Genomic DNA, 21429 nt, shown 5'->3' on the forward strand with positions numbered 1-21429 from the left:
AGTACGTGACCCACGAGCGCGAAATCCTGACCTACGAGCTGTTCGGCACCGCCACCCGGGAGCTGGCACAGGAGGTGGCCGACTCGGGCTTCGAGCCCGACATGATCCTCGCCATCGCCCGCGGCGGCCTCGCGCTGGGCATGGGCCTCGGCTACGCCCTGGGCGTGAAGAACCTGTCGGTCATCAACGTCGAGTTCTACACCGGCGTCGACCAGCGGCTCGAGGTGCCGATCATGCTGCCGCCGACGCCGGCGCGGGTCGACCTCTCCGGTCTCAAGGTCCTCATCGCCGACGACGTGGCCGACACCGGCCGCACGCTCGAGCTCGTGCACGAGTTCTGCGAGGGGCACGTGGCGGAGGCCCGCACCGTGGTGATCTACGAGAAGCCGCAGTCCGTGATCACCCCCGACTACTCCTGGCGGTCGACCGAGCAGTGGATCGACTTCCCCTGGTCGGTGCTGCCGCCCGTCGTGCCGGGCGCCCTCGCCCACTGAGGTCGGGCGACGGTGGAGCCCGAACGGGTCGTCGTACGGCATGGCGGACGCGAGCACGCCGGGGTCGTCGCACCCGGTGAGTCGTGGTCCGCGGCCGCTCACCGGGCGGCCGCCTCGATCCCGGGCCGACTGACCGTCGACGACCTGTCGGGTCCGGTCAAGCGCTTCGCCATCGACAGCGACCAGCGGATCGACCTGCGCGCCATGACGCGCGGCGACCTTCCCGCATTGACGCGGTGGCTCGGGGAGCCGCACGTGCGCCGGTGGTGGAACTCGGACGGTGAGCCGACGAGGGAGCGGGTCGAGAGGACGTACGGGCCGCGTGTCGACGGGACGACCCCGACCCGGATGTGGGTCGTCGACGTCAACGGCCGGTCGGTCGGCTTCGTGCAGGACTACCGGATCGGCGACTACCCGGACTTCGCCCTGCTGGCGCCGGACCCGGATGCGGTGGGGCTGGACTACGCGATCGGCGAGCCCGGGTGGGTGGGACGCCAGCTCGGTGCCCGCGTGCTGTGGGCATGGGCGGTCCGGGCACGGCAGCGCTTCCCGGACGTCACGGCGTGCTTCGCTGCGCCCGACCACCGCAACCAGGCGTCACTGCGCGTCCTCGCCAAGGCCGGCTTCGAACAGGGGACGTGGTTCGACGAGCCGCAGCGCGACGGGACGACAGCGACCGTGATCGGGTGCACGCTCGACGTACGACGCGTGCTCGGCTGAGCCCGGACAGAGGCCCCTGCGCCATGATGGGCCCATGACGACCTCCGCGATCGCCGAAGCCCTGCGCCTGCACCCCGGACCGGTCGACCTGGCCTCCATCGAGACCGACGCAGCGCCGGGTTTCGACGGCAAGAAGGCCGACGGCCAGACCGCACTGGCTGACCTGGGGTCCGAGCTGTCCGACCTGCAGGAGCGGCTGTGGGCCGAGCGCACCGCCGGCAGCGAGCGTCGTGTGCTGGTCGTCCTGCAGGGCATGGACACCAGTGGCAAGGGCGGCGTACTGCGCCACACCATCGGTCTCGTCGACCCTCAGGGCGTGCGAATCACCAGCTTCAAGGCACCGACCGACGAGGAGCGCGCCCACGACTTCCTGTGGCGGATCGAGAAGGGCCTTCCGCCGGCCGGCTACATCGGCGTCTTCGACCGCTCGCACTACGAAGACGTCCTGATCGCCAGGGTGCGCGGCTTCGCCGAGCCCGACGAGATCGAGCGCCGCTACGGCGCGATCAACGAGTTCGAGGCACGCCTCGTCGACGAGGGTGTCTCGATCATCAAGTGCATGCTCCACATCAGTGCCGACGAGCAGAAGGCCCGGCTCGCGGAGCGGCTCGCCAATCCGGACAAGCACTGGAAGTACAACCCCTGCGACATCGACGAGCGCGCGTTCTGGCCCGCCTACCGCGAGGCGTACGAGACCGCTCTCGAGCGCACGAGCACGCAGATCGCCCCGTGGCACGTCGTGCCGTCGGACAAGAAGTGGTTCCGCAACCTCGCCGTCGGACAGCTGCTCCTCGACACCCTTCGCGGACTCGACCTGCAGTGGCCGGCCGCCGACTTCGACGTCGAGGCCGAGACCGCCCGGTTGATCGGGGAGGCACCCGTCCAGTGACCGCCAGCCCACTCCCCGCCGTCACTGTCACGCGTTACGTCACCCCGCTGCGCGAGGGCGGCAGCCTGCCCGGCGTCGTCGAGGGCGACGACCTCGGGACGTACGTCTGCAAGTTCCGCGGTGCCGGTCAGGGCGCGAAGGTGCTGGTCGCCGAGGTCGTCGTCAGCGGCCTCGCCACCCGCCTCGGTCTGCGCACGCCGCGCCTCGTGGAGCTCGACCTCGACCCCGAGCTGGCGAGGTACGAGGCCGACGAGGAGGTGCAGGACCTGCTCAACGCCAGCGTCGGCGCCAACCTCGGAATCGACTTCCTGCCGGGATCGTTCGGGGTCGACGGCCAGATCAGCGTCGCGGACGACGAGGGCGCGCGGGTGCTCTGGCTCGATGCCTTCACGGCCAACGTCGACCGCTCGTGGCGCAACCCCAACCTGCTGCTGTGGCACGGCGACCTCTGGGTCATCGACCACGGTGCCTCGCTCTACTTCCACCACGGCTGGCGCTCCGGCGTGACCGATCCGGCGAAGTTCGCGGACCAGCCGTGGGATGTCTCCGGCCACGTCTTCGAGACCTGCGCCGGCCGGGCCCGCGAGCTCGACGGGGAGATCGCCGCCGGGCTCGACCGCGCGGCCTTCGAGGAGATCCTCGCCGCGGTGCCCGACGTCTGGCTCGAGCCGGTGCCGGGCGCGGCAGAGTCCGGTGACCTGGGGCCCGACGCCCTGCGGTCGGCGTACGTCGACTTCCTCGTCGCGCGGCTCGGCACCCGCCAGTGGCTGCCGGAGGCCCCGTCGTGAGCACCCGCCTCGCCTACCAGTACGTCGTGCTCCGCTGCGTGCCTCGACCGGACCGCGAGGAGTTCCTCAACGTCGGCGTCGTCCTGCACTGCCAGGCCGCCGACTACCTCGACGTCGTGTGCCACGTCGACGCCGAGCGACTGCACGCGCTGCACTCGGGGATCGACGTCGACCAGGTGCGCGAGGCGCTGTCCTTCGTCGAGCTCGTGTGCCGCGGTGACGAGCGCGCCGGCGAGGCCGCCCGTCAGTCGCTCGGGCAGCGGTTCGGCTTCCTCAAGGCACCACGCAGCACCGTCCTCCAGCCCGGCCCGGTGCACGGCGGCGTCACCCACGACCCGGCCCGCCAGCTCGAGCACCTGCGCGAGCGCCTGGTGGGCTGAGGCCACCCGCGATGACGTACGTCGGCGCCGTCCGCGCGGCACTGGCCGGTGCCGGCGACCCGGTGCGCGCCGCCCAGCAGCAGGCGTACATGAAGTCCGACCTGCCCTACGCCGGGCTCACAGCTCCCGAGCTGAAGGCGCTGCTTACGCCCCTGCTCGCGGAGCACCGCTTCATCGACCGCGCCCAGTGGGAGTCGGCGGCGCTGGAGCTGTTCGAGGACGCCGCCCACCGGGAGGAGTGGTACGCCGCGGTCGCCCTCCTTCGCCACCACGCCCACTGCCAGTGGGTCGACCCCGACCTGCTGCCGCTGCTGGAGCAGCTGGTGCGGATTGCCGCCTGGTGGGACGTCGTCGACGAGGTCGCGTCGCACCTGGTCGGTCAGGTGCTGCTCGACCACCGGGTCGAGGTCACGCCGGTGATGGACGCGTGGTCCCTCGTCGACGACAGCCTCTGGGTGCGGCGTACGGCGATGCTGTCCCAGCTCCGGCACGCGGAACAGACCGACACCGACCTGCTCGAGCGGGTGCTGGTCGCCAACCTCGACGACACGGCGTACGGCAAGGACTTCTTCGTCCGCAAGGCGCTCGGCTGGGCGCTGCGCCAGCACGCAAGGACGGATCCGGCGTGGGTCCGGACCTTCGTCGGGACCCACGCCGACCGGTTGAGCGGGTTGTCACGCCGCGAGGCGCTGAAGCATCAAACAGGAACCAGCTCCACCGCGCCGACGGCGTAGCGGGCGAGGATCGCGCGAGCCACTGCGGGGTGCGCGCCCAGCGGGTCGGACACGGCGACGGCTCCGGCCTCGAGCGCGAGCTCGCCGGCGCGGTCGGGCAGCCGTCCCGGCGCGAGGAAGAACGACGCGACCGCGATGTGGCGCTTCCCCTCCGCGCGGAGCGCCCGGACGGCCTCGCCGGTGGCGGGGGGCGTCGCGGAGGCGAAGGCGGCGGTGACGGGCAGGCGGTGGCGAGCCGCCCAGGTTCGGGCGATGCGGGCGACCGACTGGTTGGCCAGCGGGTCGGAGGACCCGGCGGCTGCCAGCACGAGGGCGTCGAGCTCGCGTACGCGGGCAGCCTTGAGGGCGTCGCGCAGGCGCACGTCGAGCACCTCGAGGAAGGCGGCCTCCATGCCGAGGATCCGGCTGGCCTGGATCTTGAGGCCCTCGTGGCGCGCCATGGCGCTCGCGATGACCTCAGGGACGTCGACCTTGGCGTGGTAGGCCTCGGTGAGGAGCAGGGGGACGACGACGATCTCGTCGAAGCCGGCCTTGACCAGGCGGTCGACGACCGTGTCGAACGACGGCTTGGCGAGGTCGAGGAACGCCGTCTCGACGCGGAGGTCGGGGCGCATGCCCTTGACCTCGGCGACGAGCGACTTGATCGTCGCGGCCGAACGTGGGTCCCGGCTTCCGTGGGCCAGGGCAACCAGAGCAGGAGCAGCCATCAGGGGTGCCTCCGATCGTGCGTAGTGGTGCGGTTCTTGCGGGTGGGTGCGACGACGTTGTCGCTGGACTGTGGGTGACTCATGCGTGGATCCCGCATTCCGTCTTGGTGGTGCCGGCCCAGCGACCGCTGCGCGGGTCGTCGCCGGGGGCGACGCGGCGGGTGCAGGGCCAGCACCCGATGCTGGGGTAGCCGTCGTGCACGAGTGGGTTGACCAGCACACCGTTGTCGGCGATGTAGGTGTCGACCTGCTCGTCGCTCCAGCGGGCCAGCGGCGAGACCTTGACCTTGCCCTTGCGGGCGTCCCAGCCGACGACAGGCGCGATGACCCGGTTGTGGGTCTCGGCCCGGCGCAGGCCGGTGGCCCAGGCGTCGTACTCGGCGAGGGTGTCGGCGAGGGGCTTGACCTTGCGGAGCGCGCAGCACAGGTCGGGGTCGGTCTTGTAGAGGTCCTTGCCGTACTGCTCGTCCTGCTCGGCGACGGTCAGGGACGTGCTGACGGTGCGCAGGTTGACCGGCAGCGTTGCCGCGACGGCGTCCCGGGTGCCGATGGTCTCGATGAAGTGGTAGCCGGTGTCGAGGAAGACGACGTCGATCCCAGGGGCGACCTTCGACGCGAGGTGGGCGAGGACGGCGTCGCCCATCGACGAGGTGATCGCGAACCGGTTGCCGAAGGTGGCGACGGCCCACTGGATGATGACCTCGGCGGGGGCGAGCTCGAGCTCGGCGCCGACGTGGGAGACGAGCTCGCGCAGCTCCTCCGGCGTACGCCCCTCGGTGTGGGTGCCCTTGAAGTCGCGGGCCGCGCGGGTCGAGAGGCTCATGTCTGGCCTCCGAGTGCCGGACGCGGGATCATCCCGGTCATCTGGACGGTGAAGGCGCGCAGGCACGAGCGGCACTCCCAGGCCCCTGCGCCCTCGCGCGGGAACAGGTTCTCGTCCCCGCAGTAGGGGCAGTGGAAGGGCGTGGCGCGCTCGCTCATCAGGCCACCGGCTCCCCGCGGAGCAGGACCTCGTCAGCCCGGGTCACCCAGGCGGCGAACGGCTCGCCGTCGGTGCGGTCGGAGAGGTACGCCGAGACGACGGCGGTGACGTAGTCGTCGAGGCCGGCGCTGGTCACCTTGTGCGCGCGCAGCTTGCGACCCAAGGCGGGGTTCAGCCCGAGCGCGCCACCGAGGTGGACCTGGAAGCCCTCGACCTGGTTGCCGTCGGCATCCAGGACGAGCTGGCCCTTGAGCCCGATGTCGGCAACCTGCGTACGGGCGCAGGCGTTGGGGCAGCCGTTGACGTTGACCGAGATCTGGGCGTCGAGGTCGGGGAAGCGCTTCTCCAGCTCGGTCACCAGGGCACGCGCACGCTCCTTGGTGTCGACGATCGCGAGCTTGCAGAACTCGATGCCGGTGCAGGCCATCGTCGAGCGACGCCAGTTGCTGGGCCGCGCGGTGAGGCCGATCGTCTCGAGGTCGTCGGCGAAGGCCGCGGTGTCCTCGGCCGCGACGCCGATCACCACGAGCTTCTGGTACGCCGTGAGGCGGGCGCCGCTGGCGCCGTACTTCTCGACGAGGTCGCCGAGCGACGAGAGCGTGGTGCCGTCGATGCGGCCCACGACCGGCGCGGCGCCGACGTAGAAGCGGCCGTCCTTCTGCTCGTGGATGCCGATGTGGTCGCCCTGCGTGAGCGGCGCCTCGGGGGAGGGGTTGTCGACGAGGGCGCGGTGGAGGTACTCGTTCTCCAGCACCTCGCGGAACTTCTCCTTGCCCCAGTCGGCGAGCAGGAACTTGAGTCGCGCCTTGGAGCGCAGCCGGCGGTAGCCGTAGTCGCGGAAGATGCCCGCGACGCCCTCCCACGCGTCGGCCACCTCGTCGAGGGGGATCCACACGCCGAGCTTGTGGGCCAGCATCGGGTTCGTGGACAGGCCGCCGCCGACCCACAGGTCGAGGCCGGGGCCGTGCTCGGGGTGGACGGTGCCGACGAAGGAGACGTCGTTGACCTCGGGCGCCACGTCGTGGCTGGGGTGCCCGGTCAGCGCGGTCTTGAACTTGCGCGGCAGGTTCGAGAAGTCGGGGTTGCCCAGCGCCCGGCGCTTGATCTCCTCGAGCGCCGAGCTGCCGTCGATGATCTCGTCCTTGGCGATGCCGGCGACGGGGGAGCCGAGGAACGGCCGCGGGCTGTCACCGCACGCCTCCAGGGTGGTGAGCCCGACCGCCTCGAGGCGCTCCCAGATCGCCGGGACGCTTTCGATCTCGACCCAGTGGTACTGGATGTTGTTGCGGTCGGTGATGTCGGCGGTGTTGCGGGCGTACGCCGTCGACACCTCGCCGAGCGCCCGCAGGGCGGCGCCGTCGAGGATCTGGCCGTCGGTGCGGATCCGCATCATGAAGTAGCGGTCGTCGAGCTCCTCCTCCTCGAGCTGGGCGGTCTTGCCGCCGTCGAAGCCCGGGGCGCGCTGCGTGTAGAGGCCCATCCAGCGGAAGCGGCCGCGGAGGTCGGCGGGGTCGATCGAGTCGAAGCCGCGGCGCGAGTAGGTGTAGAGGATGCGGTCCCGCACGTTGAGCGGGTCGTCGTCCTTCTTGGACTGCTCGTTCTTGTTGAGCGGCTCGGTGTAGCCGAGCGCCCACTGACCCTCCGCGCGCTTGGGGCGCGGGATGTCGGTGCTCTGGGCAGCCTGGGGCTTGAACCGGAGGTCGGGCATGATCAGGAAATTCCTGTTCGCTGAGGAGTGCCGCGCGCGTCGTTGAGCGCGGAAGGGGGCTTCTGGGGGCGGCGGTTCAGCGATGCCAACAGGTCGCGCTGCCCACGCGCATGAGGTCGACGTGACGTCGGACCACAAGGTGTGCGTGGGTGGAAGCGGTGACCATGTCAAGAAGTCTCAGGGAGTGGACACCCGTTCCACAAGGCGAAATCTCTCATGGTGAGACGCGACTCCACGATGTGAGATCGCGCCGCTCGCTCAGGCGTGTGGGAAGGGTCGAGTGCGGCCCAGGTCACAGTGCCGGCAGCTGGCGTACCACCAGACGTACGCGGTCGTGTCCCGCCGCGGACGAGGCCCTGACCCGGACGGTGCTCCGGCCGGCATTAACACCTGGCAGCGCCGTCACGCGGACCTCGAGACGAAGGCTCTCGCCGGGATCGAGGACGGGGGCACGCCAGCCTCGACCGCTGATTGCCCGGGTGCGGGCCCGGCCGCGGTGGACGTACGCGACCTCGACGGTGCCCTCCGCGAGCGAGGACGGGGCCGTGAGCAGGAAGCGCCCCGGAGCGTTACCCACGTTGCGCACCCGGACGTACGCCCGGGTGGTGCGTCCGGCGCGCACCGCGGCGCGTGCCGTCTGGGCGGTCGGGGCGAGGTCGCCGGCACCGACCCACGGGCCGCGCGGCACTCGCAGGGAGAGGTCGGGCGAGGCGGGGCGGGGCGCAGGTGCCGGGGCGGCAGGCGGCGCGGTCGTCGGTGGCGCGGTGGTCGGGGCAGCGGCCACCGTGTACGAGCGGGTGACAGTCGTCGTACGTCCGGCGCCGTCGCGGGCGGTGACCGACCAGGTGCGGGTGCCGGCAGTGGTGGTGTCCAGGCGTCGGCCGGCCGGACCGTCGCAGGCCTGCAGCGTCGAGCCGCCACGGTCGGTGCACGAGAACGTGACGGGCACAGTGTTGCCCTGCGCGACAGTGGTGCCGTCCGCGAGGCCGTCCAGGGTGACCGCCGGGTCGATGCGGTCCGGGACCGTCACGAGCTGGGCCCGATAGCTCGTGTAGCGCTCGCTCTCGGTTGCCGTGTCCTTCAGCTCCCACACCGGGGCGTCGTCTGCCGACACCTCGTTGGCGAGGGTGAGCCGCGAGGGCGCCCAGGCGATCAGCACGTTGCCGTTCGACAGCTTGAAGGCCCCGCCGGCGAACCCGCTGAAGCGGTCCCTGGCGCCGTACTGCCTCGCCACCGTCGCCGTGCCCGCGACCTCGTCGATGTCCCACTCGACGACGCGCGTGCTCGAACGGTCGACGAGCGCGCCCCCCGGATCGTCCTGGTCGACGCAGCGGGCGCCGAACAGGACGTTGCCGCCGTTGTCGAACATCAGCACGTTGCCGTTCGGCAGCAGCGTCGCCGTGTGCTGGGCGCACGGACCGTCCTCACCCGGAGCGAACGAGAACGAGCTGTCGCGCCCGCCGAGCTTCCAGACCACGTCGTACTTCTGGGTCCCGGGACGATCGGCACCCGCGATGCGCCAGACCGACCCGAAGTGGCGGAAGGACGCGACCACGTCACCGTTCGCCTGCACGTCGATGGAGTTGATGTGGGCGTAGTCCGGGTTGGCCTGGTTGGCCACGGTCGTCTCGTCGGCGTACGCCGCGGTGCTCCAGTCGAAGAGGACCGTGCCGTCGGCAGCGACGTGCTGGATGACGGAGTCGATCTTGCTGGTGATTTCGTTGGGCTCGTAACCGACCAGCCACACGGACCCGTCAGGCATCAGCAGGCCGTCGTGGTTGTCGGTGTCCACCCGCCCCACCGTCTCGCGACGGGCCACCTCCTGCATCTGGTCGCCGAGCTCGACGAGCGCCGTACCGGTCCTGCTGGCTGTGGAGGTGGGGCGGTGGACGGTGAGCGCGCCGCTGGGCGACTGCTTGAGGTCGGTGGACGTGCCGTCGGTGATGCGCCGGGTGTACGTCGGGACGCCTTGCCGGTCGACGATCGCCTCGAAACGGGGGGCGGTCCCGCCGTCGAAGCGGTTGAGCGTCAGGGCGACGAGCCCGGGCGCGACCGCTCCCGACACCGTCCCCGCCAACCGCGGGAACCCCTGCGGCAGGACGTACAACGCGTGGCGGCCACTGCCCGAGCCGTCGTCGACGAAGACCGAGATCTCGTCGCCGGGGGCCAGCCCGGTGAAGAGCCGAGCGCCGTCGGCGTCGGGCACGCCGTCGAAGGCGACGGCCTCGGCGCCGACGACGGCCACCTGCACGCTGCCGTCAGCGGCGGGGCTCACGGCGTAGCGCGGGATCGCGGGGGCGAAGGCGGGCCACATGGACGCACCCGCGCCGACGCCGATGGTCGCCCCCGGTGCTGCGACGCCCTGGGCCGTGCCGGTCAGGACCGGCAGCGAGGTCGCAGCCAGGGCCGCCGTCGCGAATGTCATCCACAGCCTGGTGCGCACGCCTGCTCCTCGGGGTCGGTGGCACACGATAGGTGCCCCGAGACGGTGTCGGGGGCGCAACACGGTCCCTCTAGGCTGTCCGCCATGACGGACTCCCTCATCAGCAGCGCGTACTCCCAGGCCCTCGAGGTCATCGCGTCGGTCGAGCCGCGCATCGCCGAGGCCACCCGCCAGGAGCTCACCGACCAGCGGGGTTCGCTCAAGCTGATCGCCTCCGAGAACTACGCCTCGCCGGCGGTCCTGCTGACGATGGGCACCTGGTTCAGCGACAAGTACGCCGAGGGCACCGTCGGCCACCGCTTCTACGCCGGCTGCCAGAACGTCGACACCGTCGAGGCGCTCGCCGCCGAGCACGCGCGCGAGCTGTTCGGCGCGCCGTACGCCTATGTCCAGCCGCACTCGGGGATCGACGCCAACCTCGTCGCCTTCTGGTCGATCCTGGCCAACCGGGTCGAGACGCCCTACCTGCAGAAGTTGCAGGCCAAGAACGTCAACGAGCTCACCGAGGCCGACTGGGAGACGCTGCGCCACGAGTTCGGCAACCAGCGCCTCCTCGGCATGTCGCTCGACGCCGGCGGCCACCTCACCCATGGCTTCCGCCCCAACATCAGCGGCAAGATGTTCCACCAGCAGCAGTACGGCACGGATCCGGAGACCGGACTGCTCGACTACGACGTGGTGGCCGCCAAGGCGCGCGAGTTCAAGCCGCTCGTGCTGGTCGCGGGCTACTCCGCCTATCCGCGTCGGGTGAACTTCGCGAAGATGCGCGAGATCGCCGACGAGGTCGGCGCGGTCCTGATGGTCGACATGGCGCACTTCGCCGGTCTGGTCGCGGGCAAGGTGTTCACCGGCGACGAGGACCCCGTCCCGCACGCCCACATCACCACCACGACGACGCACAAGTCGCTGCGCGGCCCGCGTGGCGGGATGGTCCTGGCGCAGGAGGAGTTCGCGGCCGACGTCGACCGCGGGTGCCCGATGGTGCTCGGTGGCCCGCTGTCGCACGTGATGGCGGCCAAGGCCGTCGCGTTCGCCGAGGCCCGCCAGCCGTCGTTCCAGACGTACGCGCAGAAGGTCGCCGACAACGCCAAGTCGCTCGCCGAGGGCTTCCTGACGCGCGGCGCGAACCTGGTCACCGGCGGCACCGACAACCACATCGTCCTGGTCGACGTGTCGGGCTTCGGGCTCACCGGTCGGCAGGCCGAGTCCGCCCTCCTCGACGCCGGCGTGGTCACCAACCGCAACTCCGTCCCGGCCGACCCCAACGGTGCGTGGTACACCTCCGGCGTCCGGCTCGGCACCCCGGCGCTCACCACCCGCGGCTTCGGCCACGACGAGTTCGACACCGTCGCGGAGCTCATCGTCGACGTGCTGAGCAACACCCAGGCAGGCACGACCAAGGCCGGCGACCCCAGCGAGGCGTCGTACGTCCTGGGCGACGGAGTCGCCGACCGCGTCACGTCACGCTCGGCCGAGATGCTCGACAAGCACCCGCTCTACCCAGGTCTCGTCCTGAGCTGAGTCACGCGCCGGGCGTGGGGAACCGCACGTGAGCGGGGTCGATGTTGACCTGCCAGCTCCGGTAGCCCAGCCAGACCCAGGTGGCGAAGTGTGCCGCCCCGACGACGAAGGCGCCGACGGCGGTCGGCGCGCCACCCCACGGCCAGAGCACGAACGCGGTGATGCCGGCTGCGACGAGGGTGTTGACCACGACGATGAACATCGCGGAGCTCGCCAGCACCTGGCTCGCACTGCGTCGATGGACGCCCATGTCGTAGGTCTGCCCGATCCCCGCCTCGTCGTCGTGCAGGCCGGTGATGAAGTAGGGCGCGAGGCTGGGGTCGATGTCGATGTACGCCGCCCGCAGCCGGTTCATCCCCTTGATGAACATGTAGTCCTCCTGGCTCGCGTTGTGGACGCGGAACGACGTGAGCGTCCCGGCGACCAGCAGTGTCAGCCCCAGGAGGATCGCCAGGAGCCGGAACGTGGAGGAGTACGACATCGCCTGGCCGGCCAGGGCGAGGAACAGCAGCGAGGCGGAGGTGAACATCAGCTGCGACGTGATCCGCCCCATCACCTCGCTCCACGTCTGGCTGCGCACCGCCAGCAGGCCCCAGTGCTCGGTGGCGAGGATCTGGGCGCGCACCCCCGGAGGTGCGGGCTCGACCGGTGGCTGGCTCATGAGTAACGGTAGACCCGCACCGCTCCCGGACGGCAAGGTCTTTCAGCCCGGATCGGCACCGGTCCAGACATAGCCGACCTCGGGCCGTCCGGTCCCTCCATAGCGGGGCGCGCGGGTGACCCGGCCCTCGTCGGCGAGGTGCTCGAGGTAGCGGCGGGCCGTGACTCGGGAGACGCCGACCTGCTCGCCGGCCTCGCCGGCGGACAGGCCCTCGGGACGGCCGCGCAGGGCCACGACAACGGCGCGCAGGGAGTCCAGGCTCATCCCCTTGGGCAGCGTGTCGCCCGTCGGCCGCGTACGCAGGGCGCCGAAGAGCTGGTCGACATCGTCCTGCACCACGTCGGCGGGGGAGCGCTCGAGCTGCGCGCGGAACTCGGCGTACTGCTCGAGCTTGCCGCGGAAGGCGGCGAAGGTGAACGGCTTGAGGAGGTAGAGCACCACGCCCTGCGAGACCGCCCGGCGCACCACCTCGGTGTCGCGGGCGGACGTCACCGCGATGACGTCGACCTGCCGTCCCTCGGCCCGCAGTCGTTGCAGCAGGCCGAGCCCGTGGCCGTCGGGGAGGTGCATGTCGAGCAGGATCAGGTCGACCGCACTGTCGCGGTCGAGCAACCGCACCGCCTCACCGGCCGACCTGGCGACCCCGGCCAGCTCGAACCCGGGCATCCGCCCGACGTACGTCGCGTGCGCCTCGGCCGCCACCTCCTCGTCCTCGACGACGAGCACCCGGACGCTCACGACGCGCCACCGTGCGCGGGCTGCGGACTGCGTACGCCGACCACGAACCGCGCGCCGCCGAGCGGGGAGTCGGTGACCTCGAGCGTGCCGCCGTTGCGGGAGACGACCTGGGCGACCATCGCCAGGCCGAGCCCGCGGCCGTGCTGGGCCTTGCTCGACCAGCCGCGCTCGAGCACGTGGGGGCGGTCCTCGGCTGCGATCCCCGACCCCGAGTCGTCGACCTCGACGTGCAGGCTGTCGGCGTCGCCACGCAGGCTGACCCGCACCCGCTGGGGCGTGGTCGCCCGGGTCTCGGCAACGGCGTCGAAGGCGTTGTCGACCAGGTTGCCGACGAGGGTCACCAGGTCGCGGCCGTCCACGGGGAGGTCGGCGGGCAGGCCGCCCGCGATCTCCAGGTCGATGCCGCGCTCGGCCGCCTGCGCGGTCTTGCCGAGCAGCAGCGCCGCCAGCACGGGCTCGTCGACGGCCGAGACGAGCTCGTCGGCGAGGCCCTGCGCCACCTCCAGCTCGGAGGTGGCGAACGCGACGGCCTGCTCGGTGCGGCCCATCTCCACCAGGGACACGATCGTGTGGAGCCGGTTGGCGGCCTCGTGGTTCTGTGCGCGGAGCGACTCGGTGAGCCCGCGGACCAGGTCGAGCTCGCCCGTGACGGCCTGCAGCTCGGTGCGGTCGCGGACGGTGACGACCGCGCCGACCTCGTCCTGGTTCCAGTAGGCGGGCGAGGTGCTGAGGACGAGCACCTGCTGGCCGAGCACGTACGTCTGGTCGGCCACGGCCGAGCGCTGCTCCACGGCGGCGACCAGCCCGGGTGGCAGGCCGAGCTCGTCGAGCAGGCGCCCCTCGACGTCGTCGGGCAGGGCGAGCAGCCGTACGGCCTCGTCGTTGACGAGCTGGACCCGGCGGTCCGCGTCGACGAGCAGCAGGCCCTCGCGGACCGCGCCCAGGACGGCCCGGTAGTACTCGTACATCCGGGTGATCTCGCGCTCGCCGAGCCCGTGCGTCTGGCGGCGCAGCCGACGGGAGATGAGCCAGGCGCCCAGCAGTCCGGCGAGGAGGGTCGCGCCTGCCGCGAGGCTGATGCCCGGCAGGTCGCGGACGAGCTGGCGGTCGAGCCGGTCGACCTTGATGCCGACCGCGACCAGGGCCACGACCTCGCCGCCGTCGACGACGGGCACGACTGCGCGTACGGACGGCCCGAGCGTGCCGACGTACTCCTCGGTGAAGACCTCACCCTGCGGCGCACCGCCGAGCCCGCCGACGAAGGCCCGGCCGATCTGTTCGACGTCCGGGTGCGTGTAGCGCGTGCGGTCGGTGTCCATGACCACCACGAAGTCGGTGCCGGTGTCGCGGCGGACCTCCTCGGCGAACGGCTGCAGCCGCTCGGTGGGGTCGGCCTCGCCCACCTCCCGACGTACGAACGGGGAGTCCGCCACCGAGCGCGCCACCCCGGTCGCCTGGGCCCGCGCGCTCTCGCGCGAGTCGTTGCGTGCGTCCCACGCAGCCAGCGCGACCGCGGTCACGACGAGCACGACGACCACGCCCACCTGCAGCAGCAGGATCTGGCGGGCGACCGGACTCTCGCTCGCAGCCCGTCGTCGCATGCGGGCATTGTGCCCGCACCCGCGCGGGTGTGCCACGGGGTCCAGCGGGGGCGTGAACTCAACGCACACAAGGGTGACCGCCGTCACAGCGGGTCGCAGGATGTGACGGCGGGCACAGGCCCGGCTCAACCCATCCAGCAGCACCGGAGTCGGAGGAACGATGAGCACAACCACCCCAGGGACGACGGTCACACGCGACCGCACCCACTACCTCTACATCGCCGTCATCATCGCGGTGGTCCTCGGCGCCGTCACCGGCCTCGTGTTCCCCGACTTCGCGGTGGGCCTCAAGTGGATCGGCACGACGTTCGTCGCGCTGATCAAGATGATGATCCAGCCGGTCATCTTCTGCACCCTCGTCATCGGCGTCGGCTCCGTACGCAGCGCGGCGAGCGTCGGCAAGGTCGGCGGGCTCGCGCTCGCCTACTTCCTGTCGATGTCCACCGTCGCGCTCGCGATCGGCATGGTCGTCGGCAACCTGCTCGACCCGGGCAAGGGCCTCAACCTCTCCGACGAGGTCGCGGGCGTCGGCCAGGAGCAGGCCGCTGAGGGCCACGGCTCGACCACCGAGTTCATCACCGGCATCGTGCCCGACTCGCTCCTCTCGTCACTGACCTCGGGCGAGGTGCTCCAGACCCTGCTCGTCGCGCTGCTGGTCGGCTTCGCGCTGCAGGCCATGGGTCGCGCCGGCGAGCCGATCCTCATCGGCATCGGCCACCTGCAGCGCCTGGTCTTCCGGGTGCTCGCGATGATCATGTGGGCCGCCCCGGTCGGCGCCTTCGCCGCCATCGCCGCGGTGGTCGGCGAGACCGGCGTCGACGCCCTCAAGAGCCTCGCGACGATCATGATCGCGTTCTACCTCACCTGCGCGGTCTTCGTCTTCGGCGTCCTCGGCCTGATCCTCAAGCTGGTGACCGGCGTCAACATCCTGCGCCTCTTCAAGTACCTCGGCCGCGAGTTCCTGCTGATCGTCTCGACCTCGTCGTCCGAGTCGGCCCTGCCGCGCCTGATCGCCAAGATGAACCACGCCGGTGTCGAGAAGACCACCGTCGGCGTCGTCGTGCCGACGGGCTACTCCTTCAACCTGGACGGCACCGCGATCTACCTGACGATGGCGTCGATCTTCATCGCCGACGCGCTCGACAAGCCGCTGAGCATCGGCGAGCAGGTCTCGCTCCTGCTCTTCATGATCATCGCCTCCAAGGGTGCCGCCGGTGTCACCGGCGCCGGCCTGGCCACGCTCGCCGGCGGACTGTCGTCGCACCGGCCCGAGCTCCTCGACGGTGTCGGCCTGATCGTCGGGATCGACCGCTTCATGTCGGAGGCCCGCGCGGTCACCAACTTCGCCGGCAACTCGGTCGCCACGCTCCTCGTCGCGCAGTGGACCGGCACCATCGACCACGCCCAGCTCGAGCGGGTGCTGTCGGGGGAGGACCGCTTCGACGAGGCCACCATGGTCGACGACCACGACACCTCGCCGCCGCCTGCCTCGCCTGCGGAGGAGATGGCCAGCACCCGCTGACCGACCAACGGACCGAAGCCCTGGACCGACTGACTGCTCACGCCTGAGCAGCCGGCTGGCCCAGGGCTTTGGTCCGTCGGTCCGTCGCCTCGACGAGGACGGACCGCACCCACTCGGCGTCGTGCATGACGTCCTCCCACGCGAACCGCAGCAGCAGCCAGCCGTTCGCCCCGAGCAGGTCGTAGCGTCGGGCGTCACGCCGAAGCGCCGCCCGGTCGCCGTGCCACTCGAACGAGTCCGCCTCGAGGACGATGCGGAGGGTCCGGTCCGCGAGGTCGGGTCGTACGTCGAGCGCGAGCGCCCCGCGGAGGCGGACCTGCGGCTCCACGCTGAGACCGGGCACATCCAGGGCGATGGCCCGCAGCACCGACTCGAAGGGGTTCGCCGCCCGATGGTCCGCGTGCTGCGCGACCCGTCGAAGGCGCGCGGAGCCCGGTCCGCGCGCCTCCGCCGCCAGTGACCGCAGGCGACTCGCCGGGAAGCCGTCACGCAGGGCGGAGTCTGCGATGGCGAGCGCCTCGTCGAACGGCAGTCTCCGACCGCACATCTCGAGGGTCGTGGCGGCGTTGGTAGCGAGGCCCTCGACGTCGCCGTTGCCCAGGTCGATCCACCTGACGTCCATGAGCGCTCGGGTGTCGTCATCGAGCCGGCGGTCCTTCGGCAGAGCGATCTGCGGCAGGGGTGGAACCACCTTGACCTTCCACCCGTGGGCCAGCGCCGCCGAGACCAGGCAGACGTGCCCCGCCACCTTGAGCGCGAGCTCGGTGCCCTGGTGGAGCTCCCGTACGGCGTACCGGCCCCGCGCGACGCGTACGAGGACGCCGGTCGCGAGCGCCTCGTCGAGCGCCCGCCGCGAAGTGAGGCGGACGACGAGCTGGCGCGAGGCGACTCCGCCGAGGACCGGCATCAGCCGAGCGATCTCCATCTGCCCACTGTCGCCCGCCGAGGCAGAGGCGCGCTCTCGTCGTCCACAGGTCCGACCAACGGACCGAACGTCCCGGCAGCGGTGGCTGCCCCGCCGGCGCGGACCGAGGTAGCTGCCGTTCGGTCCGTTGGCCGGTCAGACCAGGGAGCGGTAGAGGTCGACCGTACGGGCTGCGATGGCGTCCCAGCTGAAGGACTCGATGGCGCGCTGGCGCCCCGCCACGCCGTACGCCCGTGCGCGGTCGGGGTCGCTCACCGCGTCGGTGAGGGCGGCGCCGAGGTCGGCGACGTAGCGGTCGGGGTCGAGCGGGGTGCCCGTGCCGTCGGTGGCCTGGTCGATCGGCACCAGCCAGCCGGTCTCGCCGTGGACGACGACCTCGGGGATGCCACCGGTGGCGGTGGCGACGACGGCGGTCTCGCAGGCCATCGCCTCGAGATTGACGATGCCGAGCGGCTCGTAGATCGACGGACAGGCGAAGACCGTCGCGGCGGTGAGCAGCGCGACGACGTCGGGGCGGGGGAGCATCTCGGCGATCCAGACGACGCCGGAGCGGGTCGCGGCGAGGTCCTCGACCAGCCCGCGCACCTCGGCCTCGATCTCGGGGGTGTCGGGAGCGCCGGCGCACAGCACGAGCTGCACGTCCGGCGGCAGAGCTGCAGCCGCGCGGAGGAAGAGCGGCAGGCCCTTCTGGCGGGTGATCCGGCCGACGAAGATCACGCTCGGGCGGTCGGGGTCGAGGCCGAGCTCGCGGACGCGGTCGGGGTTGGCGATCGGGGACCACTGCGTGGTGTCGATGCCGTTGTGCACGACGTGGACGCGGGCGGGGTCGACCGCCGGATAGCTGCGCAGCACGTCGTCGCGCATCGCGGCGCTCACCGCCACGATCCCGGCGGCACCCTCGTACGCCGAGCGCTCCGCCCAGCTCGACAGGGCGTAGCCGCCACCGAGCTGCTCGGCCTTCCACGGCCGCATCGGCTCGAGGGAGTGGGCGCTGACGACGTGGGGGATGCCGTGCATCAGCCCGGCGAGGTGGCCGGCCATGTTGGCGTACCAGGTATGGGAGTGCACGAGGTCGGCACCGGCGCAGTCGTCGACCATCGCGAGGTCGACGCCGAGCGTACGGATGGCCGGGTTGGCGCCCGCGAGCGACGCCGGTTCGGCGTACGCCGTGGTGCCGGGCTCGGAGCGCGGCGCGCCGAAGCAGCGCACCCGCGCGTCCATGTCGGGGAGGACCCGCAGGGCGCGGACCAGCTCGGCGACGTGGACTCCGGCACCGCCGTAGACCTCCGGTGGGTACTCCTTGCTGAGGACGTCGATGCGCATGGGCCGACCGTAGTACGACAACCAGATCCGTAGGGAGGTCGACCGCGCCCCCGCGGACCACTAGTTTCGTCGCATGGCCATCACGCCCCCGCGCAAGAAGGTCCTCGCAGTCGTCCTGGCAGGCGGTGAGGGCAAGCGTCTGATGCCGCTCACGGCCGACCGGGCCAAACCGGCGGTGCCGTTCGGAGGGATCTACCGCCTGATCGACTTCGCGCTGTCGAACGTCGTGAACTCCGGCTACCTCAAGGTCGTCGTGCTCACGCAGTACAAGTCGCACAGCCTCGACCGCCACGTCACCACGACCTGGCGGATGTCGAACCTGCTGGGCAACTACGTCACCCCGGTGCCGGCGCAGCAGCGCGTGGGCAAGCGGTGGTACCTCGGCAGCGCCGACGCGATCTACCAGTCGCTCAACCTGCTCACCGACGAGCAGCCCGACATCGTCGTGGTGGTGGGCGCCGACCACGTCTACCGGATGGACTTCTCGCAGATGGTCGCCGACCACGTCGAGTCCGGCGCCGGCTGCACGGTCGCGGCGATCCGCCAGCCGATCAGCCTGGCCGACCAGTTCGGCGTCATCGACGTCGACCCGTCGAATCCCCAGAAGATCCGCGCCTTCCTCGAGAAGCCCACCGACCCGGTCGGCCTGCCCGACTCGCCGAACGAGGTGCTCGCGAGCATGGGCAACTACGTCTTCACCGCCGACGCCCTCGTCGACGCCGTCACCCGCGACGCCGACCGCGAGCAGTCCAAGCACGACATGGGCGGCGACATCGTGCCGTGGTTCGTCGACACGTCGGAGTCGGCCGTCTACGACTACAAGGACAATGAGGTCCCGGGATCGACGGACCGCGACCGCGGCTACTGGCGCGACGTCGGCACGATGCGCTCCTACTACGACGCGCACAAGGACCTCGTCTCGCCGCTGCCGGTCTTCAACCTCTACAACAACGCGTGGCCGATCTACACCAGCTACGGCCCGCACCCGCCGGCCAAGCTGGTCGAGGGCGCGAGCGGCGCCGGGGTGTCGACCTTCAACTCGATCCTGTCCCCCGGCGTCGTGATCACCGGCGGCACGGTGAACCAGTCCGTGCTCTCGCCCGCCGTCTGGGTCAAGGACGGCGCCGAGGTGTCCGACTCGGTCCTGATGGACGGCGTCCAGATCGGTGAGGGCGCCGTGGTGCGCAACGCGATCCTCGACAAGGGCGTCATCGTGCCGCCCGGTGCGCGCATCGGCGTCGACCACGAGGAGGACCGCGCCCGCGGCTTCGTCGTGGACGAGGGCCTGACCGTGCTGGCCAAGCAGCAGAAGGTCGAGAGCTAGGAGTCCAGCGCCTCGCGCTGCTCGACCAGGAAGGCCCTTTCGACGTCGTTGCGGCACGCCGCGATCGCCTGGTCGTACGCCGCCCGCGCGGCGTCCGTGTCCCCCGAGCGCGCCAGCAGCTCGGCGCGGACCGCGGCCGGCCGGTGGCTGGACGGGATCTCCAGTCCCTCGAGCGCAGCCAGGCCCGCCGCGGCACCGCGGTCCTCCGCGACCGCGACGGCGCGCGCCAGCCGGGCGGACGGCGACGGCGTGACGCGCAGCAGCAGGTCGTAGAGCTCGACGATCCGGTCCCACCTGGCGTCGGCCGCGGTCGGGGCGGTGGCGTGCTCGACCGCGATCCGCGCCTGGAGAACGTACGACGCCGCCAACTGGGTGAGCGGTCCGGAGAGGGCCGGCGCGCCGAGCAGCCGGATGGCCTCGGCGACCTCGTCGTGGTGCCAGCGGGTGCGGTCCTGGTCGGCGAGGAGCACCAGCCGGCCGTCCCACACCCGGGCGTCGCGCCGGGAGTGCTGGAGCAGCATGAGGGCGAGCAGCGCCACCAGCGCGGGCTCGTCGGGGCGCAGGCCGAGGACGACGCGCGCCAGCCGGATCGCCTCGCCGGACAGGTCGGCGCGCAGCAGGTCGGGCCCGGTGCCGGGGGCGTAGCCGGCGGTGAAGGCGAGGTAGGCGGTCTGCGCGACGAGGTCGAGCCGCTCCGTCAGGACCGAGGCATCCGGAACCGCGAACGGGATGCCGGCACCGACGATGCGCTTCTTGGCGCGCGTGATGCGGGCGGCCATCGTCGGCGCGGGCACCAGGAACAGCCGGGCGATGTCGGGCGTCGGGACGCCGAGCACGAGCCGCAGGCTGAGCGCGCTGGCCGACTCGGGCGCCAGGGCGGGGTGCGCGCACATGAGCACCAGCCGGAGGACGTCGTCCTCGACGAGGCTGCCGGTGTCGGCCATGGTGCGCCCTCCTGGCTGGCGGAGGTCGACATCGGTGACGAGCACCGGCAGCTTGCGGCGCGCCACCTCCTCGGTGCGGAGCCGGTCGAGCACCCGCCGCCGCGCGGCGGTCATCAGCCAGGCGGCCGGGTTGTCGGGGGCACCGTCGACGGGCCACGTGCGGCTGGCGGACTCCACCGCGTCGCCGAGGGCGTCCTCGACGAGGTCGAGCCGGCGGAACTGCGACAGGAGCAGGGCCACGAGCCGGCCCCACTCCTGTCGTACGACCCGCTCGAGGTCGTCCAGGTCGTCGCTCAGAGCGTCACGTCGACGGTCGGGTGGATCTGGATGTCGTACGGCGGCAGCACCTTCATGAGCTCCACCAGCACGTCGAGGTCGGGCGACTCGACGAGGTAGAACCCGCCCATCCCCTCGATCACCTCGGCGTAGGGGCCGTCGGTCAGTGCGACCCTGCCCGACGTCGTACGCATCACGGTGGCGTCGCGCGGGTCGCTCAGCGCCTCGCCGGCGAGGATCTCGACGCCGTCGCGTGCGGCGCAGGCCTCGGAGAACGCGCCGAACTTCGCCATCGCGGCCGCCTGCTCGTCCTCGGTCTGGTCGGGCCAGGGCTTCTCCGCGCCGTCGCCGATCAGCAGCACCAGGTACTTCACGACGCCACCTCCCCGCTCGAACCGTCTCCGGTGATCTTGCGGTGGACCTCGACGGCGTCGCCCGTGGCGGACAGGATCTTGCAGACGTCCATCAGGTCGTCGAGGTCGTCGGTGCGGACCTCGTAGTAGCCACCCAGCTGCTCGGCGGTCTCGGTCCACGGACCGTCGGTGACGGTGTCGGAGTGGGGCGCCAGCGACTTCGCCTCCGACGCGCGCGGCAGCTCGGCGCCACCGACGATGGTGTGGCCGCGTCGCTCGAGCTCCTCGGTGAAGTGCCCGTGCACGGCATAGGTCGCCTTCTTGTCCTCCTCCGGCGTGTCCCACCACGCTTCGGTGTCGCCCAGCAGCAGCACGATGTAGTCGGTCATCTCAGGT

At 71.6% G+C, this 21429-nt stretch carries 23 protein-coding genes; 9 read left to right on the top strand and 14 right to left on the bottom strand.

Going from position 1 to position 21429, the window contains the following annotated elements; translation table 11 throughout:
* Nucleotides 1-5 precede the first annotated feature (5 nt).
* Genes EUA94_RS11285 through EUA94_RS11310 form a run of 6 tightly spaced genes read left to right on the top strand, consistent with a single transcriptional unit; the run spans nt 6 to nt 4005 of the window.
* Entirely contained in the window at nt 6-494 is a 489-nt protein-coding gene (locus tag EUA94_RS11285) for a phosphoribosyltransferase (protein WP_129426985.1), read from the top strand.
* Between the two features lie 12 nt (nt 495-506).
* The gene (locus EUA94_RS11290) at nt 507-1214 is read left to right on the top strand and encodes a GNAT family N-acetyltransferase (protein WP_129426986.1); all 708 of its coding nucleotides are present in this window, start codon (nt 507-509) and stop codon (nt 1212-1214) included.
* A gap of 34 nt (nt 1215-1248) precedes the next feature.
* A complete protein-coding gene (locus EUA94_RS11295) occupies nt 1249-2103 on the top strand; it encodes a polyphosphate kinase 2 family protein (RefSeq protein WP_129426987.1) in 855 nt (284 codons plus the stop codon).
* Nucleotides 2100-2891, top strand: coding sequence for a HipA family kinase (locus EUA94_RS11300; protein WP_129426988.1), 792 nt, complete (start codon nt 2100-2102; stop codon nt 2889-2891). The genes EUA94_RS11295 and EUA94_RS11300 overlap by 4 nt, the downstream gene beginning before the upstream one ends.
* Entirely contained in the window at nt 2888-3271 is a 384-nt protein-coding gene (locus EUA94_RS11305) for a DUF3037 domain-containing protein (protein ID WP_129426989.1), read from the top strand. Before EUA94_RS11300 ends, EUA94_RS11305 begins: the two co-directional genes overlap by 4 nt.
* 11 nt (nt 3272-3282) lie before the next feature.
* Nucleotides 3283-4005 carry a DNA alkylation repair protein gene (locus EUA94_RS11310; protein ID WP_129426990.1) on the top strand — a complete coding sequence of 241 codons (723 nt, stop codon included), beginning with the start codon at nt 3283-3285 and terminating at the stop codon, nt 4003-4005.
* Here the strand turns inward: EUA94_RS11310 and EUA94_RS11315 are convergent.
* From EUA94_RS11315 to EUA94_RS11335, 6 genes are all read right to left on the bottom strand, one after another.
* On the bottom strand, nt 3969-4712 hold the full coding sequence (locus EUA94_RS11315; RefSeq protein ID WP_129426991.1) for a sirohydrochlorin chelatase: 744 nt from the start codon (nt 4710-4712) through the stop codon (nt 3969-3971). The two genes, EUA94_RS11310 and EUA94_RS11315, sit on opposite strands and share 37 nt — an antisense overlap.
* A 79-nt stretch (nt 4713-4791) precedes the next feature.
* The gene (locus EUA94_RS11320) at nt 4792-5535 is read right to left on the bottom strand and encodes a phosphoadenylyl-sulfate reductase (protein ID WP_129426992.1); all 744 of its coding nucleotides are present in this window, start codon (nt 5533-5535) and stop codon (nt 4792-4794) included.
* A complete protein-coding gene (locus EUA94_RS11325) occupies nt 5532-5693 on the bottom strand; it encodes an Insertion element protein (RefSeq protein WP_129426993.1) in 162 nt (53 codons plus the stop codon). Before EUA94_RS11325 ends, EUA94_RS11320 begins: the two co-directional genes overlap by 4 nt.
* Nucleotides 5693-7402 carry a nitrite/sulfite reductase gene (locus EUA94_RS11330; protein ID WP_129426994.1) on the bottom strand — a complete coding sequence of 570 codons (1710 nt, stop codon included), beginning with the start codon at nt 7400-7402 and terminating at the stop codon, nt 5693-5695. The genes EUA94_RS11325 and EUA94_RS11330 overlap by 1 nt, the downstream gene beginning before the upstream one ends.
* 76 nt (nt 7403-7478) lie before the next feature.
* On the bottom strand, nt 7479-7568 hold the full coding sequence (locus EUA94_RS23125) for a putative leader peptide (protein WP_363321295.1): 90 nt from the start codon (nt 7566-7568) through the stop codon (nt 7479-7481).
* Nucleotides 7569-7694: 126 nt separating this feature from the next.
* Entirely contained in the window at nt 7695-9845 is a 2151-nt protein-coding gene (locus EUA94_RS11335) for an aryl-sulfate sulfotransferase (protein WP_129426995.1), read from the bottom strand.
* 84 nt (nt 9846-9929) lie between these two features.
* On the opposite strand from EUA94_RS11335, the gene EUA94_RS11340 reads away from it, so the two are divergent.
* Nucleotides 9930-11366 carry a glycine hydroxymethyltransferase gene (locus EUA94_RS11340; RefSeq protein ID WP_129426996.1) on the top strand — a complete coding sequence of 479 codons (1437 nt, stop codon included), beginning with the start codon at nt 9930-9932 and terminating at the stop codon, nt 11364-11366.
* Between the two features lies 1 nt (nt 11367).
* Here EUA94_RS11340 and EUA94_RS11345 read toward each other — a convergent pair whose 3' ends face one another.
* From EUA94_RS11345 to EUA94_RS11355, 3 genes are read right to left on the bottom strand one after another with little or no spacing between them, the layout of a single operon-like run.
* Nucleotides 11368-12027, bottom strand: a complete 660-nt coding sequence (locus tag EUA94_RS11345; RefSeq protein WP_129426997.1) for a hypothetical protein — start codon at nt 12025-12027, stop codon at nt 11368-11370.
* 42 nt (nt 12028-12069) lie between these two features.
* Nucleotides 12070-12765 carry a response regulator gene (locus tag EUA94_RS11350; RefSeq protein WP_129426998.1) on the bottom strand — a complete coding sequence of 232 codons (696 nt, stop codon included), beginning with the start codon at nt 12763-12765 and terminating at the stop codon, nt 12070-12072.
* Nucleotides 12762-14366, bottom strand: a complete 1605-nt coding sequence (locus tag EUA94_RS11355) for a sensor histidine kinase (RefSeq protein ID WP_129426999.1) — start codon at nt 14364-14366, stop codon at nt 12762-12764. The genes EUA94_RS11350 and EUA94_RS11355 overlap by 4 nt, the downstream gene beginning before the upstream one ends.
* A 160-nt stretch (nt 14367-14526) precedes the next feature.
* On the opposite strand from EUA94_RS11355, the gene EUA94_RS11360 reads away from it, so the two are divergent.
* Complete coding sequence (locus EUA94_RS11360) at nt 14527-15888, top strand: cation:dicarboxylate symporter family transporter (protein ID WP_129427000.1); 1362 nt, start codon at nt 14527-14529, stop codon at nt 15886-15888.
* 37 nt (nt 15889-15925) lie between these two features.
* Here the strand turns inward: EUA94_RS11360 and EUA94_RS11365 are convergent, their stop codons facing one another.
* Nucleotides 15926-16813, bottom strand: a complete 888-nt coding sequence (locus tag EUA94_RS11365) for a DUF559 domain-containing protein (RefSeq protein ID WP_129427001.1) — start codon at nt 16811-16813, stop codon at nt 15926-15928.
* Between the two features lie 135 nt (nt 16814-16948).
* Nucleotides 16949-18136, bottom strand: coding sequence for a glycogen synthase (gene glgA / locus EUA94_RS11370; RefSeq protein ID WP_129427002.1), 1188 nt, complete (start codon nt 18134-18136; stop codon nt 16949-16951).
* Nucleotides 18137-18215: 79 nt separating this feature from the next.
* Between glgA and glgC the strand changes: the two genes are divergently transcribed.
* Complete coding sequence (gene glgC, locus EUA94_RS11375; protein WP_422879898.1) at nt 18216-19460, top strand: glucose-1-phosphate adenylyltransferase; 1245 nt, start codon at nt 18216-18218, stop codon at nt 19458-19460.
* Here the strand turns inward: glgC and EUA94_RS11380 are convergent.
* From EUA94_RS11380 to EUA94_RS11390, 3 genes are read right to left on the bottom strand one after another with little or no spacing between them, the layout of a single operon-like run.
* Complete coding sequence (locus EUA94_RS11380) at nt 19457-20644, bottom strand: RNA polymerase sigma factor (RefSeq protein ID WP_242494811.1); 1188 nt, start codon at nt 20642-20644, stop codon at nt 19457-19459. The genes glgC and EUA94_RS11380 overlap by 4 nt on opposite strands.
* Before the next feature lie 53 nt (nt 20645-20697).
* On the bottom strand, nt 20698-21054 hold the full coding sequence (locus EUA94_RS11385; protein WP_129427005.1) for a YciI family protein: 357 nt from the start codon (nt 21052-21054) through the stop codon (nt 20698-20700).
* Nucleotides 21051-21422, bottom strand: coding sequence for a YciI family protein (locus tag EUA94_RS11390; protein WP_129427006.1), 372 nt, complete (start codon nt 21420-21422; stop codon nt 21051-21053). Before EUA94_RS11390 ends, EUA94_RS11385 begins: the two co-directional genes overlap by 4 nt.
* Nucleotides 21423-21429 lie beyond the last annotated feature (7 nt).

The organism is Nocardioides zhouii, assembly GCF_004137345.1.
In the GTDB taxonomy this organism is placed as follows: Bacteria; Actinomycetota; Actinomycetes; order Propionibacteriales; family Nocardioidaceae; genus Nocardioides; species Nocardioides zhouii.